This window comes from Desulfoluna sp. CYM3A, assembly GCF_056829965.1.
Genome location: NZ_CP186556.1, coordinates 2,260,875 through 2,277,998 on the forward strand (window position 1 = coordinate 2,260,875; position 17,124 = coordinate 2,277,998).

The following is a 17,124-nucleotide window of genomic DNA, read 5'->3' on the forward strand; positions in this document are numbered from 1 at the left end:
ATCCCCAGCCATGGGTTTTTCATCCAGGCCCGCAGTGTCAAAAATACCCCGGAGAACCACACATCGTGGAGCGCCGCACTCCGTGCGGCAGACGCTTCATCCCACGAAAAAAGCCGCACAGGAGTGCGGCGCTCCATATGACATCCCCAACCGTGGCTTTTTCATCCAGGCCCGCAGTGTCAAAAATACCCCGGAGAACCACACATCCTGGAGCGCCGCACTCCGTGCGGCAGACGCTTCGCCCCACGAAAAAGCCGCACAGGAGTGCGGCGCTCCATATGACATCCCCAGCCATGGGTCTTTCATCCAGGCCCGCAGTTTCAAAAATACCCCGGAGAACCACACATCGTGGAGCGCCGCACTCCGTGCGGCAGGCGCTTCATCCCACGAAAAAAGCCGCACAGGAGTGCGGCGCCCCATGCCATCTTTTCAAGCACTTAGACACCACATCTAAAGTGTTACATAGCATACTGCTTCAGCTTCCGGTAAAGGGTCGCCCGGGAAATCCCCAGGATCTTGGCGGTGCGGGCCATGTTGCGGGAGGTGGCTTCCAGGGTGTCCTGGATCATCTTCCGGTTCATCTCCTCCAGGGTGCCGGCCTGGCTGGGCTGATCCGCCGGGGCAGGGGAGAGGCTCAGGTGCTCGGGCTTAAGCTCCCGGCCTTCGCAGAGGTGCAGGGCGCGCTGCATGCAGTTTTCCAGCTCCCGGACGTTTCCCGGCCACGGGTGGGAACACAGAAGGTCCCGGGCCTCCTGGCTGAGCCCCGGGGGCTCCTCGGCGTTTTCCGACAGAAAGAGGGCCGACAGGGCAAGGATGTCCTCCGGCCCTCGTGTGTTCAGGGGCGGGATGGCAATGGGAAAGACGTTCAAGCGGTAGTAGAGGTCCTCCCGGAACCGGCCCTCCCGGATGGCTTCGAGAAGGTTCACGTGGGTGCTGGCGATGATGCGGGTGTTGATCTTCACGGGCTTGTCGGCGCCGATGCGGTAGACCTCCCCGGTCTGGAGCACCCGCAGGAGTTTCACCTGCATCTTGTGGGGCATGTCCCCGATCTCGTCGAGAAGGATGGTGCCGGTGTTGGCCAGCTCGAATTTTCCGGGTTTTCCCCCTTTGGAGGCGCCGGTAAAGGTCCCTTCCACGTACCCGAAGAGCTCGCTCTCCAGGAGGTTGGCGGGGATGGCCCCGCAGTTGATGGGCACAAAAGCGTTCTGGCTCCGGTCGCTCTGGTTGTGAATGGCCTGGGCAAAGAGCTCTTTGCCCGTGCCGGTCTCCCCCTGGAGCAGCACGGTGGTGTCCGATGTGGCGGCCCGCTTGGCAAGGTTCAGGGCCTCCACAAAGGGAGGGCAGGAGCCCACCAGGCTGTCAAAGGTGAAGTGGGCCCGGGTCCCTGCGATGGTGTCGGCCAGTTTGTAGATCTCCTTGACCTCGGAAAAGGTGATGAGGGCCCCCAGACGCTCTCCCTCCGGGGACATCACCAGCTGAACGGTGTGGATGAGGGTCAGGGTCTGGTTCTGGATCTTGAGGCGGCTCTCCTTGTTCACCCAGGACTCGGGGCGGGTCTGCACATCGTCCAGGTCGATCTTCAAGCCCTTTAAGGCTGTGATGGGCTGGCCTGCCAGGTTGTCCATTTTAAGGATCTCGGCTCCCCGCCGGTTGACCCGCCAGATCTGGTTCTCGCTGTTGATGATGATAAGCCCGGTGCGGGAGGTGTCGATGACCTGGTCCAGAAACCGCACGTTCAGGGCCAGCTCTTTGTTGCGCCGGAGAACCCGAAGCTGCTGCTCGGCGGCACGGGCCGCGGTGGTGACCATGTAGAGGGTGTGGGGGTGGGCCTTGTTCGAGGGACCGGATACGGCAATGACACCGAGGAGTGTTCCCTTCTTCCCGAACACCGGGGCTGTGGAGCTGGTCAGGCCGTGGGCCTGGCGGCAGTAGTGCTCATCCCCGATGAGCTGAATGGGGCTCCCCAGCTTCAGGCACAGGGCGATGGCTGTTGTGCCCACGTCTTTTTCCGTCCACCGGTACCCGGGGATGCAGTTTCGCTTGGCCGCGCTCTCAATGAGATTGCTGCTGCCCTCGATATGGAGGATATAGCCCTCGGAGTCCACGGCGGCGATGACAAACTCGTTGGGTGACAGGAAGTTGTAAAACTCCTCGAACTGCGGCAGCAGCACATCCAGAAGCTCGCTGTTCTCATTGCGTTTCGCCTTGAGCTCGGAAGGGGAGAGCAGGGTCTGTTTGGTGTTGCGCAGGATGGGATTGATCCCCCGCGCTGCTGAGCGCCGGTGTGACAACGCGATCTGTCGGCGCATCTCATCGACGCCGAGAATCTGTCCTTGTTTCATGGGCCTCCGGGTGTGTGTCTGGGGTCATCGGTCACAGGGAGTCTCATTTTGACACATGTCGCATTTTGAATCAAACCTTTCCTCTCTCTTTAAAAACAAGCCCTTTACGCGGCCTTTCCTTCGGGGCTTTCTCAAAATGAAACAGTTTGCCTGCTTCCTCCCGGGGGCGTGGGCAGCCCGGCCACCGGGCTTTTTGCCGTAAAAATACCTTGATACCAAATCAATAAGGTGAGTTGCACGCAATACCTGATCCCGTGGTTTAACCCGTTGGTACACCCTTTGCTTTGTTTACCGGGTAACTCAATTTCCCATTCACACAACAACGTAGGGGGGCAATCCTTTATGAAGACACCACGCTTCCTTCCCCACAACGGTGTGCCGCCCAGGGCCTTCCACCCGGGAGGTGCCTTGTGAAAACCGTTGATATTCTCGTCATCGGCGGCGGACTCTCCGGTGCGGCCACGGCCCTGGGCCTCATGCGCCGTGCCGCAGGCAGGGTCGTGCTCCTGGACGAACAGCTTCCCAGCCAGCGCCTCTCCAGAGGCAACTTCGGCCTCACCTGGTTCATGTGCAAAGGCACCGGCAACCCCAATTATGCACGGTGGTGCCGCATGGCCGCACGCCAGTGGCCCGAGTTTGCAGCCCAGCTCAAAGAAGAGTCCGGCTACGACGTGGAACTCGAATGGACAGGGGGCGCGGTCCACGCATTTGGCGAAGACGAGCTAAAGGGCTATGCCGATTCCGTTGCCAGCCTCACCGACACCTGCGCCGAAGCCGGACTCGATTACCCGGTACGCATCCTCAACCGCGACGAATTTGCGGACATCGTCCCGGAGATGACCCTGGGTGACGAGGTCTCAGGGGCCATGTACACCAAAGAGCAGGGCCACGTGAACCCCTTAAAGCTCCTGGCAGCCATGCGGTGCGCCTTTCAGCGAAAGGGCGGAGAATACCGGGCCGCCGAAAGCGCCCGGGCCGTGGTCCCCCTTAAAAACGGCACGGTGAAAGTGACGACCAGCCGGGGCGACTACCTGTGCGGCAAGGTGGTCATCGCCGCAGGACACGGCTCCTCGGGCCTGGTGGCCCCCCTGGGCGAAAAACTCGCCATTTACCCCCAGCGCGGCCAGCTCATGGTCACGGAACGGCACAAGCGCCTGCTCCGGGTGCCCCTGCTCAGCGTCCGCCAGACCGTGGACGGCACCTTCATGATCGGCCTCTCCTCGGAGGACACGGCCCTGGACACCCGGGTCACCCCCGAGGCCATGCAGTCCCAGGCCAAAAACGCCATCCGGCTCTTTCCCATGCTGGGCAAGCTCAACTGGGTCCGCTCCTGGGGTGCCATCCGGGTCATGACGCCGGACGGGGCTCCCATCTACAGCCGCATCCCCGGCCATGAAAACATCACGGTCCTGGCCCTGCACAGCGCCGTCTCCCTGGCCCCCCTGCAGGCCAGCGACATTGCCGCGTGGATCCTGGACGAGGGCGAAAACGATATCATCTCTCACTTCAGCAACGGACGCTTTCATGTTTAAACTCGACAAAAAAAAGACGCACCAAACCGTGTCGGTAACCCTGGACGGGCGACCCGTGGCACTGCCCGCCGGGGTGAGCGTGGCTGCGGGTCTTCTGGGCATTGGTGAGATCCTCTCCCGCACCTCGCCGTCCTCCGGCAGGCCGTGTTCTCCCTATTGCCTCATGGGGGTCTGCTTTGAATGCCTCCTGGAGATTGACGGGGTCAACCGCCAGGCCTGCATGACCGAGGTCCAGGAGGGCATGGTGATCCGTCGCCACCTTCAGGACACAGACGACGAAAAAGGAGGCCGCCCATGAGCCGACACGTGGATGTCATCGTCATCGGTGCCGGACCGGCCGGGCTTGCCGCCAGCGCAGCCCTTGCCGAGATGGGCCTTGATGTCCTTACATTGGACGAACAGCATCGTGTGGGAGGGCAGATCTACCGTAACGTGGAAGAGGCTCCCAAGGCGGCCCACGCCCTTTTCGGGCCGGACTACACCCGGGGCCTCGACCTCACCCAACGATTCAGGAAAAGCGGCGCCCGCTATGAGCCGGGTGCCTGTGTGTGGCAGGCCGAATCCGACGGCACGGTCTGCTATTCCCAGAACGGCGTCTCCCGGCGCGTGGTGGCCAACTACATCGTGGCCGCCACCGGAGCCATGGAGCGGCCCATGCCCATCCCGGGCTGGACCCTCCCCGGCGTCATGGGGGCAGGTGCGGCCAACAACCTTGCCAAGGAGGCAGGGCTGACCCCGTCGGGACGGGTGGTCCTTGCGGGCAGCGGGCCCCTGCTGCTCCTGGAGGCCTCCCTGCTGGTTAAAAAAGGGGTGAACATCGCCGCCGTACTGGAGACCACTCCGGCGGTGCCGTCTATCCGGGCCTTGCCCCGGGCTCCCCAGGCCCTGCTGAGGGCCGACTTTCTCCTGAAAGGGGCCTTTATGCTCCGGGAGATCAAACGCTCGGGCGTGCCCCATCAGAAAGGACTTACCGGAATCCGCGCCCTGGGCGAGGAGGCCGTGGAGGCGGTGGAGGCCACCTGCGGCGAGAAAAAGCTGCATTTGAAGGCCGACATGCTCCTGCTCCATTTCGGGGTGATCCCCAACACCCACATCTTTCGGCAGATGGGGTGCCGCATGGCCTGGCACGCCGGGCAGCGCTGCTGGATTCCCGCCTGTGATCCCTGGGGTCGCACCAACTTTGAAAACGTCTTTGCCGCCGGCGACGGCGCCGGGGTCTCCGGGGCTCCGGCAGCCCGGTACAAAGGGGAGCTTGCCGCCCTGGAGATTGCTCGATGCCTGGGCATCCTCTCCGAAGAGGAGCGCAACGCCCGGGCCCTGCCTCTCCGCAAGGCCCTGATGCACGATGCCTGGCCCCGCCCCTTCATCGATGCCCTGTACGCACCCAGGCCCGGTCAGTTCCTTTTTACCGACGACACCGTCCTCTGTCGGTGCGAGAATGTTACCGTGGGCGACGTGCACAAGGTGGTGAAAGAGGGCGTACGGGACCTTAACGAGATAAAGATCATCACCCGCTGCGGCATGGGTCCCTGCCAGGGGCGCATGTGCGGACCGGCCCTGGCCGAGGTGGTGGGAGCGGCCCTGGGGGTCTCCCCGCATCGCACCGGACAGCTTTCGGTGCGTCCTCCGCTGAAACCGATCCCCTTAGAGGAGATCGCCGCCATGGACCTCAGCTCAGGCCCCGACGGAGGCAACTGGTTGCTGGACAAGAAATAACGAGAAGGAGTGTGGAATGGAAAAACTTTTCAAGTACACGCTGACCGCCCTGATCACCATTGTCGCCGCCCTTGAGTTCTACCAGGTGGTCATGCGCTACGTCCTGGAGCTCCCGGTCATGGGGCTGGACGAGATCCTCGTGTATCCCACCTTGTGGCTCTACTTTTTAGGCAGCGTCAACGCAAGCCGGGAAGACACCCAGATCAAGGCCAACGTCCTGGATATCTTTCTGAACAGCCAGCGGTCCCGGCTGGTCGTTCGGGTCATCGCGGACCTCATGTCCGTGGTGGTCTCCATCTGGCTCACCTACTGGGCCTGGGACTACTTCCTCTACGCCCGAAGGGTATGGAAGGAGAGCCCCACCCTGTACATCCCCACGTTCTGGGCCGAATGCGCTTTTTTCCTCGGCATGGGTCTCATGACCCTCTACACCGCCTGGCACCTCGTGAAAAACACCCGGGGAGGCCGATACCCCTTGTTGGAACGCAAGGAGGCTCGCATGGAAATCGTAACTGTCTCGTTCATCGCCCTGGGACTCCTTGTCCTCATGCTGAGCTTTGGCGTGCCCCTGCCGTTTTGTTTCGGCGGTGCCCTCATGACCATGGTGGGCCTGGGCGGAGCCACCATGAAAGGCACCATGGTGTGGGGATTCAGCCAGCTGGCCAACCCCGTGCTCCTCTGCATTCCGCTTTTTGTCTTTGCCGGGACCCTCATGAGCGAAAGCGGCATCGCGGCAAGCCTTCTGCGTTTTGTCAACGTCTTCGTGGGACGTATTCGGGGCGGCCTGGGCGTTGTGGCCACGGTGAGCTGCGCCATCATCGGGGCTATCTCCGGCAGCGGTCTTACGGGCGTGGCCGCCACAGGCCCCATCCTCATCCCGGAGATGGACTCCAAGGGCTACCCCAGGGGCTATGCCACTGCCCTGGTGGCCAACTCGTCCATCTTGGGGCTCTTGATCCCGCCCAGCGTCACCATGATCATCTACGGGTGGGTCACGGACACCTCCATCCTCGCCTGTTTCCTGGCCACCATGGGGCCGGGCCTGCTCATCACCTTTCTCTTCTCCGTGGTGAACATGGTCCTCTCCCGGAAATTCCCCCTGGTGCTGGACCCGCCCAAGCCCGTGGAAGAGACCGTCCGCCAGGGCGTGAGCCTCACCTCCAAGGCCATTCCGGCCCTGGTGATGCCCCTCATCATCCTGGGCGGCATCTACGGGGGCATCATGACCCCCACCGAGGCAGCGGCCGTGGCCGTGATCTACGCACTTCCCGTGGGGTTCCTCGTCTATCGGGGCCTCACCTTCGACACCTTCTTCAAGGCCGCCAAGAACTCGGCCACCTCCGTGGGCGCCATCATGGTCATGATCGTCTTCAGCCTGATGCTCAGCCAGATCTTCGTCATGGAAGACGTGCCCCAGGCCCTGGTGGACGGCATCTTTACGGTGACCCAGAACAAGGTCCTGCTGCTCATCCTCATCAACTTTCTTCTGTTCTTCGTGGGGATGATTGTCAACGACATCACCGCCATTATCCTGCTGGCGCCCCTGCTTTTGCCCCTCATGGGCGCCATCGGTGTCAGCCCGGTGCAGTTCGCGGCCATCATGGGCGTCAACACGGCCATGGGCGGAGTGACCCCGCCCTACGCCAGCATCCTCTACCTCGGGATGCGCATCGGCAAAGTGGAGTTTTCCGAAGTGATCAAACCGGCGATGATCCTCATCATCTTCGGGTACGTTCCCGTGGTCTTTCTGACCTCGTTATGGCCGAAACTATCCCTTTTCATCCCGGGACTGTTCGGCTACTAAAGTTATGATTTTGGCAAGAAACAACGTAGGAGGAGTGACGCAATGACCAAGACGTTAAGGTACAGCCTCATGGCACTGGCAGGGTGTTTTGTGTTGATGATCGGCGGAGCCGAGGCACGCACCTGGAAGATTTCCCATGTCCGTCCCCAGGGCACGGCCATTGACAACGACTTACGGTGGTTCTCCGACAGCATCAAGGAGGCCACCGGCAAAAAGATCCGTACCAAGGTCTACCCGGCCAGCGCCCTGGGCGATTACACCGTGGTCCAGGAGAGGGTGAGCCTGGGTGCCGTGGACATGGCCTGTCAGCCCCCGTCATCTGCTGCGGACAAGCGGTTCCAGCTGCCTTATTTCCCGTACATGGTGAAGAACTGGGACCAGGCCCGGAAAAACTACTCCCCGGGCGCCCCCTTGCGCGGTACCGTGGAAACGCTGTACGCAGAGCAGGGCATCAAGCTGCTGGCCGCCTGGCCTGTCTACTTCGGCGGTATCGCCCTGAACACCGCCCCCGTGGCCCAGGGCGACCCGGACGCTGCCAAAGGGATCAAGCTCCGCGTCCCCCCCATGAAAACCTTCCAGCTCATGGCTGACACCACCGGCTACCTGGGCACGCCCATTCCCTTTTCCGATGCCTTCACCGCCGTGCAGACCGGTGTGGTGGACGGGGTCATCGGCTCCGGTGCCGAAGGCTACTACGCCTCCTTCAGGGACGTGACCAAGTATTACATCCCGGCCAACACCCACTTTGAGGTGTGGTACTTCATCATGAACCAGGAACTCTACGACACCCTCTCTCCCGAGCTTCAGGCAAAGCTGTCCAAGGTGGCCGCCGAATTTGAAACCCGCCGCTGGAACGCCGCCGAAGAGGACCAGAAGGCCAATGAAAAGCGCCTGGCAGACAGCGGCGCCCAGATTGTTCCCATCAGCGAGTCTGAAATCGCCGCCATCGCCATAAAGATCCAGAGCCAGGTGTGGCCCGTTGTCCTGAAAGACGTGGGCGAAGCCTGGGGCCAGGGCGTCCTGGATGCCATCATCAAGTAACCCGATCCCCACCGGGATCCACGTCACATAAAAAAAGCCCCGGGCAAATGCCCGGGGCTTTTTTGGTTCACGAATGCTCCCGGCCTTCGCCGCTAAGCACATATTCCCTCGTTCCCAGGCTCCGCCTGGGAACGCTGTTTTTGGAGGCTCCGCCTCCATGTTCAATATAGCGAGTCCCTGTCGTCATACCCGTATGCTCCCGAAGCGCAAGGACAATGAGCTTTCGAGGTGGCTCACCTCGCCGCCGGAGGCAATTTTTTAAGAAAGGGCAGGGCACCCAGGGCAAAGAGGGTCATGACGCCCACGGCGGCAAATCCGTAGCCGAAGTGGCCCCGGTCTCCGCACCAGCCCAGGAGGGTGGGGATGATGCCCAGGGCCACAAAAATGGCCACGGGCATGGTGAGGGAGAGCACCAGGGACTGCTCCTTGACACCGAAGACCTCCGTCACGGACTTGAAGACCGCCGGGAACATAAGGGCGGGCATGGAGGCCTGCACCATGATGGAGACGCTCAGGCCGGACCCATCCAGAAACCCCATGCCCGCAAGGGAAAGGGCACTGCCCAGGATGGTGGCGATGAGGATCCACGGGATCCGCACCCGGTCGGCCAGCCAGCCCCCGGCAAGGGCCATAAGGGGCGTCACCAGGCGGGAGGTGGAGAGCAGATGGTTGGCTGCGGACGGGCTCATGCCCTTTTCGCTGACGAGGAACAGGGGCGTCAGGCTGTAGGGGCCGGATTCCAGGCCCACGCCAAGGCCGATGAGAACCATGATGGCCCAAAAGGCGGGCCGCTTCACCATGAGGGGCAGCGTCTGGGTATCGGGGGCGGTGCCAAGCTCGTCGCCGCCGCGGCCGAACTTCAGAAAGAGGGCGCTCCCTAAAAAACAGGCCGCCCCCATGGCCATGAGGATGCCCCGCCAGTCCACCACGCCCAGGGCTGCTTCCACGGCCACCGGAGCCACGATAAAAGCGATGTTGGGGGCCAGCTCATGGATGGCGATGGCGCGTCCCCAGAAGCGACCGTCTGCCACCGAAGCCAGGGTGGCCATGCCGCTGGGAAGGTAGAGCCCGGAGCCCACCCCAAAGATAAAAAAGGCGAGACGGGCTGTCATCAGCCCCGGGGCCTTGGCCAGGAGCACCAGGGAGATCCCCAGGGTGACGATGGCCATGACCAAAACGTTTCGGTGGCGGATTTTGCTGGAGACGATCCCTGCAAGGGCCAGGGCTGAGCCGAACCCTAAGGAGAGAAAGAACATGAGCCCTGCGGTTTCGGCGTGGGACGCGGCAAAAGCGCCCTCCATGGGCACCAGCAGGGGGGAGAGGATGCTTCGGGCAAAAAAGCTCAGGAAATACATGGCGGTGATGATGAAAATCCAGGGCAGGGTGCTCCTGAATCCAACAGCGGCGGTGTGACTTCGGGGCATGGGTAAATCCGTCCAACTCAAGAAGATGACAAGGGGCCGAAAACCAGGGAAGGATTCGGCATAAAGCCTTGGCTTACAGGGTTTCCAAAAGGATGTAAAGCATGATGCTCCGCGTTACCTCACAAGCAACAGCATGGCAGCAGTCAAAGACAGCCGTTTTCCCGCGGGCCCTGTAATTATCCCTGCTGGATTTTTTTCCACTGCTGAAACAAGACCAGCGATCGCTTCCTGAATCACCACCTTGGCTGGAGCGCCGCACTCCTGTGCGGCACGGGTATTTTGAAGGTAACGGCCAAACGATAACCAAGGTCTAAACGTCATTTCAAACGAATAATTAAGGTTTGTTCAATGTTTTGAACGGTTAGATCCCGGGGAGGCATACGCTGAATAGTGGCAACAGACCGTTATTGGGGGCAGGCCCCTGTCAGCAATAAACCACCATGAAAGTCATAATTACAACGTGTTATAAAAAATCATTGAGGTGTTAAATGAAAATTTTGACCTTGCTTGGCAGCCCGCGGAAAAAAGGCAACACAGCCTGTGTCCTGGGATGGGTGGAAGACGAACTCAAGGCCCTGGGCCATGAGGTGGAGCGTGTGGACCTCGGAAACAAGAACATCAGAGGGTGCCTGGGGTGCGCAAAATGCAAGGAGGACACCACCTCCATTGCCTGCGTCCAGAAGGACGACGCCGAAGGGATCCTTGAAAAGATGATCACCGCAGACGTCACCCTGTTTACCTCTCCTGCCTACTTCTGGGGATTCACCGCCCAGGTCAAGTCCCTCATGGACCGCAGCTGGAGCCTGGTGACCGGATACCACACCCCGGAGCACGCCTCCCTTGTGGCGGGCAAGGGCCAGGCCCTCCTCGTCACCGGTGGCGGTCAGTACGACAACAACGTGGAGCCCCTGTTTACCGCCTTCGGACGGCTCCGTGCCTTCTACAAGGCAGAGGACGCGGGGGACCTGTTCATCGGCGGCTGCGGTATGGACGGCCAGATGCCCGAGGACGCCAAAGAGCGCGCCCTGGCCTTTGCCCGTGCCATGGTGAAGTAGAGCTGAAAAGAAGGCCTTCCAAGGTTAAAGTCGGGAGCAAAAGCAAGCCTCCGGCGGCGAGGTGAGCCACCTCGAAAGCTGATGGCTTCTACGAGCGATACGACAAGCCCTGACGGGTTAGAATCCGTTGTCGTAACCCGTGGATTATCAGCTTTAACCGGGCTGCCTCCGGCGGCAAGCTGTGCCACCTTGAAAGCACAGTCGCCCTTGATTTAGATTCTCTTGAATGTATTTCCTGAAACCTCTTTGCCCTCGCTCCCAGGCTCTGCCTGGGAACGAAAAAAATAATTTTTGATATGTTCGCACCCGTGCGTCGTTTTGCTCGCCCTTCAGGGCGATCAAAACGACGCACGGTGTGGGAAAGCTTTTTGCGGAGCTTTTTTTCAAAAAAACGACCCGCCGGAGGCTTTTTTGAAGCTGATTACCAGAAACACAGGATACGACGTTGGCCCTTAAAGCGACTATTTACAAAGCCGAACTTCAGGTCAGTGACCTGGACCGGCACCATTACGAGACCTATGCCCTCACCGTGGCAAAACACCCCTCTGAAACCGCCGAACGGATGATGATCCGCCTCATGGCCTTTGCCCTTTACGCGGACGAAGGCCTGGCCTTTACACGCGGGCTCAGCACGGACAGCGAACCCGAGCTCTGGAAGATGAGCCCCCAGGGGGATATCGACCTCTGGGTCGAGCTGGGCCAACCCGATGAAAAAAGGATCCGCAAGGCCTGCGCAAAGGCAGGGGAGGTGGTGATTGTGGGCTACGGAGAGCACAAGACCGAGCCCTGGTGGCAGAAGAACCGCGAAGCCCTGGGCCGCTGCAACAACCTCACCGTGATTCACCTTCCCATCCCCCAGGAGACGGACTTCGAGGCCATGGTCCGGCGCACCATGACCCTCCAGGCCACCATCGACGACGGCACCCTCTGGTTCACGGCCGGAGAGGCCACCCTCCAAGTCCAGCCGACGGCCTTAAAACCGCCGGCCTGATGGTTTTCGGTATTTTTTGATTCATCCATTGACACATCCCGCAGTTTCATGTTTATCTCCTGCGTTTTTTGGAAATTGATCAGCGTTTGAAAGGAGTAAGCGTCGCATGATCCTGCATCATCTCTACATACTGGGCATTACCGTGGAGGCCATCACCGGAGCCTTGAAAGCAGGCACAAAAAAAATGGATGTATTCGGGGTGATTATCATCGCCTGCGCCACGGCCATCGGCGGTGGAAACATCCGGGACGTCCTTCTGGGCAACCATCCCATCTCCTGGGTGGGGCACCCGGAGTACATCGTCATCACCACCTGCGCGGCGCTGATCACCATCCTGCTGTCCCCCTTCATGAAGTATTTTCACCGGGTTTTTCTGGTACTTGACGCCCTGGGGCTGGTGACTTTCACCATCATCGGGGTCCGCATGACCCTGGCCCTGGGCCACGGGTTCATCGTGGCCTCCATCATGGGGGTGATCACAGGGGTCTCCGGGGGCGTAATCCGCGATGTCCTGTGTCGGGACATTCCCCTGGTCTTCCAGAAAGAGGTCTACGCCGGGGTCTCCATTGTCTCGGCCTGGCTCTTCCTCTTCCTCCAGGCCCGCGGCCTGCCTGAACTCTCGGTGCTCCTCATCACCCTGGGCACGGGATTTTCCCTCCGGCTCCTGGCCATTTACTACAATCTGGAAATCCCGAAATTCAATTACACCCCCATGGACTGAGGTCTTTGTTACCGGGCCGGGGAAACTCGGCCCTGTTCATTCGTCCAAGCTTCGATTATGATACCTGCATTCAAGAACGGGTCTTGAACCGTCACGCGGCCGGAAATAACCTCAACGCCGGGTGTTACGGCCGGTGCAGGGATTGCCTGTGCGGCAGGTTCAAGCCCACCGTCTCCCGTACGGGGCCGGGCCCCTGAGGGCCTTGCCGTCTCTGCGGGTGTTCCTTCATGACTCAGGCTTGGTTGTATGATTCTCTGGATAAAAAGACTGATCAAGATCGCCCTGGTGGCTGGTATTTCAGGGTTTTTGATTGCTTCACTTTATTGTTGGCATTTGACGGGTCGGGTTGAAAAGCGGTTCTCCGGAAGGCGATGGCAGATTCCGTCGGTCATCTACTCGGACACCACCCTGCTTTACCCCGGCCGAAAGATCCACTGGCCCTCCCTCCGCGAAAAACTCATCGGCATCGGCTACCGCGAATCCTCGGGTGCCCCCGCCAGCAAGGGGTATTACCGCCCCACGGACGACGGCCTCGAAATCTACCTCAACGACCTCACCCTGCCGGGGAAGGTGCGCTACGGGTTTCCGGCGGTCCTCACCTTTAAGAAGGGGACCATTCACTCCATGGCCCGCAGGGACTCGGGCCAGGATCTCCCCATCCTGGAGCTGGAGCCCGAAGTGCTCATGCGCTACTTCGGCAAGGAGAGAGAAATCCGCCAGGTGGTTCCCATCGACGAGATCCCCGCAAGCCTTCAGCATGCGGTGATGGCAGCGGAAGACGCCCGGTTCTATACCCACTACGGCGTGGACCCCCGGGGCATCCTGCGGGCTGTCTACACCAACCTCAAGCACGGCTCCATCCGCCAGGGCGGATCCACCCTGACCCAGCAGCTGGCCAAGAACTATTTTCTCACCCCGGAGCGCACCTTCACCCGCAAGCTCAACGAGCTCTTCATCTCCTTTGCCATCGAACTCAAGTACGACAAGGAAGAGATCCTCGGCATCTATCTGAACGAGATCTACTTCGGGCAGAAGGGGTCTGCCTCGGTGAACGGGGCAGGGGAGGCTGCACGGTTCTACTTCAACAAGCGGGTGCAGGATCTCACACTGGCTGAATCCGCCACCATCGCAGGGCTCATCAAGGGGCCCAACCTCTACTCCCCCTACAAGGACCTGGAGCGAAGCCGCAAGCGACGCAACGTGGTGCTCTCCTCCATGCAGAAAAACGGCTGGATCACCGAAGAGGAGCGCGACGCTGCCTCGGCCGAGCCCATCACCGTGGCAGGGTACGAGGCCTACAGCCAGAAAGCACCGTACTTCCTCGACTATGTGTCGTCCCAGCTCCGGGAGCTTTACCCGGCCACCAGCCTCACCAGCCTGGGTTTCTCCATTTACACCACCCTGGACACCCAGGTACAGAAGGCGGCAGAGCGAGCCCTGAAGCGTGGCCTCGAACGTTTGGAAAACAACAACCCCAAGCTCCGGCGCAACGACCCCGCCAAGCGGCTCCAGGGCGCCGTGGTGGTGATCCAGCCCCGCACGGGCAACATCCTGGCCATGGTGGGCGGGCGCAATTACCGAATCAGCCAGTTCAACCGCGCCACCCGCGCCAGACGGCAGTCCGGGAGCTGCTTTAAGCCTGTGGTGGCCTCGGTGCTTCTGGACAAGTTCACACCTGCGGACCTGCTCTCCAACGAAAAAACCGACTACGAGGTGGACGGCAAGATCTGGACCCCGAAAAACTTCAGCGAAGAGCCGGAAAAACAGCTCTCCGTGCGGGATATGCTGCGCAAGTCCAGCAACCGGGCTGCCGTGGACATGCTGATGCGCGGCGGCCTGGAGCATGCCGTGGACAGGCTGGAGGCCTTTCACTTTTCCACCCCCGTGGCCCCCTGGCCCTCCATGGTGCTGGGCGCCTCGGAGGTTGTTCCCATGGACCTGGCCCGGGCCTACGCCGTGTTCGCCTCAGACGGCATCCAGCCGTTTCCCCTGTCCCTCAAAGACGTGGTGGATGAAAGAGACGAACTCCTGGTGGGCCGCCACATGCAGATCGACTCGGTCCTCTCCCCGGGGGAGGCCTTCCTCATCACCTCCATGCTGGAGGGAGCCGCCAAGAGCGGAACCGGGCGCTCCCTGGCGCGTTACGGCATCGACTTTCCCGTGGCTGCCAAGACCGGCACCACCAACAACTACCGGGACGCCTGGTTCGTGGGCTACACCCCCGATCTCCTGGCCCTGGTCTGGGTGGGATTTGACAACAACGACCCCATTTACGCCACAGGTGCCACCGCGGCCCTGCCCATCTGGGCGGAGCTGGTGTCGGCCCTGCCCGGTTACATCTCGGGCAACGGCTTTGTCCCGCCCCCGGACGTGGTGAAACTCAAGGTGTGCCGGGAGAGCGGCAAGCGGGCCGCCGGGCTCAAGTGCCCGGACGTTTATGAAGAATACTTCCTGGAGTCCAACACCCCGGACGAGACCTGCCCCATCCACGGCAAGGCCTCCCTGTGGGAGCGCATGGGCAGGGGAGTCAAAGGGCTTTTTAAGTGATCGTAAGGCGGGATAGACCCACCGCACAAATCTTTAACCAACGCATGAAAGAGATGGTCCCATGTCATTGAATGCAAAGACGTTTTTTCTGGTATTTCTTCTTGCCGTTATCGGGTCCGGCTGTGCCACGCTTCCGGGAGGAACCCCGGACGGATCCCTGCCGGCACCGGAGCTCATTGCCCCGCCGGACAAGAGCCGGGGGTACAGCGATTCCCGAACCATGGCCTCCCACAGCCTCACGGCCAAGGGCTACGAGCGCCTGGAAAAAGGAGACGTGGATGGCGCCCTGAGGCTTCTGGAAAAGGCCGTGGGCATCAACCCGTCGGACGGACCCGGCTACTACTATCTGGCCGAAGCCTGGATGGCAAAGGGGAACTACGGGCAGGCCGAGCGGTTCAACAAGCTGGCGGAGATCTACCTGAGGCGGGACCGCTACTGGGCTGACCAGGCCAGGGACCAGAAGAGGCGCATCAACGAAAAACAATCGGGAGATCAGCCATCATGAAACTGAGGCCGTTGGGGAACACAGGCTGCTTTGTCTCGCCCATGGGGCTGGGCATGGCGGCTCTGGGGCGGCCCGGGTACATCAACCTGGGCCATGGCACAGACCTTGAGGGCCGCACCGACGTGGCGAACATGGAAGCCAACGCCCACGCCGTGCTGGACGCGGCCTGGGAGCACGGCATCCGGTATATGGACGCGGCGCGTTCCTACGGCAAGGCCGAACTCTTTTTGAGCTCCTGGCTTGCCACACGCAAGATCCCGTCAGGCGGCACCGCCGTAGGCTCCAAGTGGGGCTACCGCTACACCGCGGACTGGCAGGTCACCGCAGACCACCACGAGATCAAGACCTACGCCCTGGACCACTTCTCGTCCCAGTGGGGGAAGAAGTCCAGGCCCTATTAGGCTCCCACCTCGACCTCTATCAGATCCACTCCGCCACCCTGGAGAGCGGGGTCCTCACCAACACCCGGCTCCTGGCCCGCCTTTTTGAAGTCAAGCAGGCACAAGGGCTACTGGGGCTCTCCTTCAGCGGCCCCATGCAGGCCCGAACCCTTGAAGCGGCCCGTGCCGTCACCTTTGACGGCGTGCCCCTCTTCGACGCGGTGCAGGCCACCTGCAACCTCCTGGAACCATCGGCCCAGACCGCCCTTTCCGAGGCAGCCGACGCGGGCATGGGGATCATCATCAAAGAGGCCCTTGCCAACGGCAGGCTCACCGGCCGCAACGCCCACCCGGATTTTGCCCCCATAAGCAAGGTACTCGCTGCTCAGGCTGAGCGCCTCTCCTGCACCATGGACGCCCTGGCCATGGCCTGGGTCCTCGCCAAACCATGGGCCCACGTGGTCCTGAGCGGCGCATCCACCACCGAACACCTCGCCTCCAACCTCACCGCCCTTGACGTGGCCTGGGACGCAGAAGCCGAAGAAGCCCTTTCTCCATTGGCCGAGTCCCCGGAGGCGTATTGGGCTTTTCGGAAAAACCTGGCTTGGAATTGATTTTTTTCCTGGGGGGCGGTCCTGCGTCGCCCCTGACGGAATACGGACCTCCGGTCCACCTCGAAAACCCATCTATATCCGCACCTTGAACGTTTTACGGTGCGCACGGCGCACCCTCCGATTTCACCAACCAGTTTCGCAGGCTGTGGGGTGCAGCCCCGCAACGCCCGGCGTAACGCGGCCAGTCGGCCTCTGAAAGCCCCTACATATCGATACGACAACTCGGTGCGCACGGCGCACCCTACAATTCACCGACCGGTTTCGCAGGCTGTCGGGTGCGGCTCCCGCACCGCCCGGCGTAACGCGGACCACCGGCCTACTTCATAAATCCCTACATATCGACACCTTGACCGCTTTTCGGTGCGCACGGCGCACCCTACAATTCACCGACCGGTTTCGCAGGCTGTAGGGTGCGGCCCCCGCACCGCCCGACGTAACGCGAACCACCGACC

Annotated in this window: 14 protein-coding genes; 12 read left to right on the forward strand and 2 right to left on the reverse strand. The window is 61.2% G+C overall.

The features are described 5' to 3' along the window. Positions 1-458: 458 nt before the first annotated feature. Positions 459-2,342, reverse strand: a complete 1,884-nt coding sequence (locus ACOYW1_RS11700; RefSeq protein WP_482422933.1) for a sigma-54-dependent Fis family transcriptional regulator — start codon at positions 2,340-2,342, stop codon at positions 459-461. Between the two features lie 410 nt (positions 2,343-2,752). On the opposite strand from ACOYW1_RS11700, the gene ACOYW1_RS11705 reads away from it, so the two are divergent. Genes ACOYW1_RS11705 through dctP form a run of 5 tightly spaced genes read left to right on the forward strand, consistent with a single transcriptional unit; the run spans position 2,753 to position 8,435 of the window. After that, a complete protein-coding gene (locus ACOYW1_RS11705) occupies positions 2,753-3,874 on the forward strand; it encodes an NAD(P)/FAD-dependent oxidoreductase (RefSeq protein ID WP_482422934.1) in 1,122 nt (373 codons plus the stop codon). Then, complete coding sequence (locus ACOYW1_RS11710; protein WP_482422935.1) at positions 3,867-4,172, forward strand: (2Fe-2S)-binding protein; 306 nt, start codon at positions 3,867-3,869, stop codon at positions 4,170-4,172. Before ACOYW1_RS11705 ends, ACOYW1_RS11710 begins: the two co-directional genes overlap by 8 nt. After that, entirely contained in the window at positions 4,169-5,590 is a 1,422-nt protein-coding gene (locus tag ACOYW1_RS11715) for an FAD/NAD(P)-dependent oxidoreductase (RefSeq protein WP_482422936.1), read from the forward strand. The genes ACOYW1_RS11710 and ACOYW1_RS11715 overlap by 4 nt, the downstream gene beginning before the upstream one ends. 16 nt (positions 5,591-5,606) lie before the next feature. Then, a complete protein-coding gene (locus ACOYW1_RS11720) occupies positions 5,607-7,394 on the forward strand; it encodes a TRAP transporter large permease (RefSeq protein ID WP_482422937.1) in 1,788 nt (595 codons plus the stop codon). Between the two features lie 42 nt (positions 7,395-7,436). Continuing rightward, on the forward strand, positions 7,437-8,435 hold the full coding sequence (gene dctP, locus ACOYW1_RS11725) for a TRAP transporter substrate-binding protein DctP (RefSeq protein ID WP_482422938.1): 999 nt from the start codon (positions 7,437-7,439) through the stop codon (positions 8,433-8,435). Positions 8,436-8,668: 233 nt separating this feature from the next. On the opposite strand, the gene ACOYW1_RS11730 is transcribed toward dctP, so the two are convergent. Beyond that, a complete protein-coding gene (locus tag ACOYW1_RS11730) occupies positions 8,669-9,859 on the reverse strand; it encodes an MFS transporter (protein WP_482422939.1) in 1,191 nt (396 codons plus the stop codon). A gap of 488 nt (positions 9,860-10,347) precedes the next feature. Between ACOYW1_RS11730 and ACOYW1_RS11735 the strand changes: the two genes are divergently transcribed. From ACOYW1_RS11735 to ACOYW1_RS11765, 7 genes are all read left to right on the forward strand, one after another. Further along, a complete protein-coding gene (locus ACOYW1_RS11735) occupies positions 10,348-10,914 on the forward strand; it encodes a flavodoxin family protein (RefSeq protein ID WP_482422940.1) in 567 nt (188 codons plus the stop codon). Positions 10,915-11,359: 445 nt separating this feature from the next. Continuing rightward, a complete protein-coding gene (locus tag ACOYW1_RS11740) occupies positions 11,360-11,905 on the forward strand; it encodes a YaeQ family protein (RefSeq protein ID WP_482422941.1) in 546 nt (181 codons plus the stop codon). Positions 11,906-12,011: 106 nt separating this feature from the next. Next, positions 12,012-12,626, forward strand: coding sequence for a trimeric intracellular cation channel family protein (locus tag ACOYW1_RS11745; protein WP_180145410.1), 615 nt, complete (start codon positions 12,012-12,014; stop codon positions 12,624-12,626). A 246-nt stretch (positions 12,627-12,872) separates the two neighbouring features. Then, a complete protein-coding gene (locus ACOYW1_RS11750; protein ID WP_482422942.1) occupies positions 12,873-15,173 on the forward strand; it encodes a PBP1A family penicillin-binding protein in 2,301 nt (766 codons plus the stop codon). A 61-nt stretch (positions 15,174-15,234) separates the two neighbouring features. Next, on the forward strand, positions 15,235-15,678 hold the full coding sequence (locus ACOYW1_RS11755; protein WP_482416301.1) for a tetratricopeptide repeat protein: 444 nt from the start codon (positions 15,235-15,237) through the stop codon (positions 15,676-15,678). Further along, positions 15,675-16,079: an aldo/keto reductase gene (locus ACOYW1_RS11760; RefSeq protein WP_482422943.1), complete on the forward strand. Its 405-nt coding sequence runs from the start codon at positions 15,675-15,677 to the stop codon at positions 16,077-16,079. Before ACOYW1_RS11755 ends, ACOYW1_RS11760 begins: the two co-directional genes overlap by 4 nt. Continuing rightward, positions 16,052-16,672, forward strand: coding sequence for an aldo/keto reductase (locus ACOYW1_RS11765; RefSeq protein ID WP_482422944.1), 621 nt, complete (start codon positions 16,052-16,054; stop codon positions 16,670-16,672). Before ACOYW1_RS11760 ends, ACOYW1_RS11765 begins: the two co-directional genes overlap by 28 nt. The last annotated feature ends 452 nt before the right edge of the window (positions 16,673-17,124 follow it).

Excerpts from the sequence above, each read along its gene's own strand:
- ACOYW1_RS11750 (WP_482422942.1), top strand. The coding sequence starts at position 12,873 with ATGATTCTCTGGATAAAAAGACTGATCAAGATCGCCCTGGTGGCTGGT.
- dctP (WP_482422938.1), top strand. The coding sequence starts at position 7,437 with ATGACCAAGACGTTAAGGTACAGCCTCATGGCACTGGCAGGGTGTTTT.
- ACOYW1_RS11730 (WP_482422939.1), bottom strand. The coding sequence starts at position 9,859 with ATGCCCCGAAGTCACACCGCCGCTGTTGGATTCAGGAGCACCCTGCCC.
- ACOYW1_RS11760 (WP_482422943.1), top strand. The coding sequence starts at position 15,675 with ATGAAACTGAGGCCGTTGGGGAACACAGGCTGCTTTGTCTCGCCCATG.
- ACOYW1_RS11710 (WP_482422935.1), top strand. The coding sequence starts at position 3,867 with ATGTTTAAACTCGACAAAAAAAAGACGCACCAAACCGTGTCGGTAACC.
- ACOYW1_RS11700 (WP_482422933.1), bottom strand. The coding sequence starts at position 2,342 with ATGAAACAAGGACAGATTCTCGGCGTCGATGAGATGCGCCGACAGATC.
- ACOYW1_RS11755 (WP_482416301.1), top strand. The coding sequence starts at position 15,235 with ATGTCATTGAATGCAAAGACGTTTTTTCTGGTATTTCTTCTTGCCGTT.
- ACOYW1_RS11715 (WP_482422936.1), top strand. The coding sequence starts at position 4,169 with ATGAGCCGACACGTGGATGTCATCGTCATCGGTGCCGGACCGGCCGGG.
- ACOYW1_RS11720 (WP_482422937.1), top strand. The coding sequence starts at position 5,607 with ATGGAAAAACTTTTCAAGTACACGCTGACCGCCCTGATCACCATTGTC.
- ACOYW1_RS11745 (WP_180145410.1), top strand. The coding sequence starts at position 12,012 with ATGATCCTGCATCATCTCTACATACTGGGCATTACCGTGGAGGCCATC.
- ACOYW1_RS11735 (WP_482422940.1), top strand. The coding sequence starts at position 10,348 with ATGAAAATTTTGACCTTGCTTGGCAGCCCGCGGAAAAAAGGCAACACA.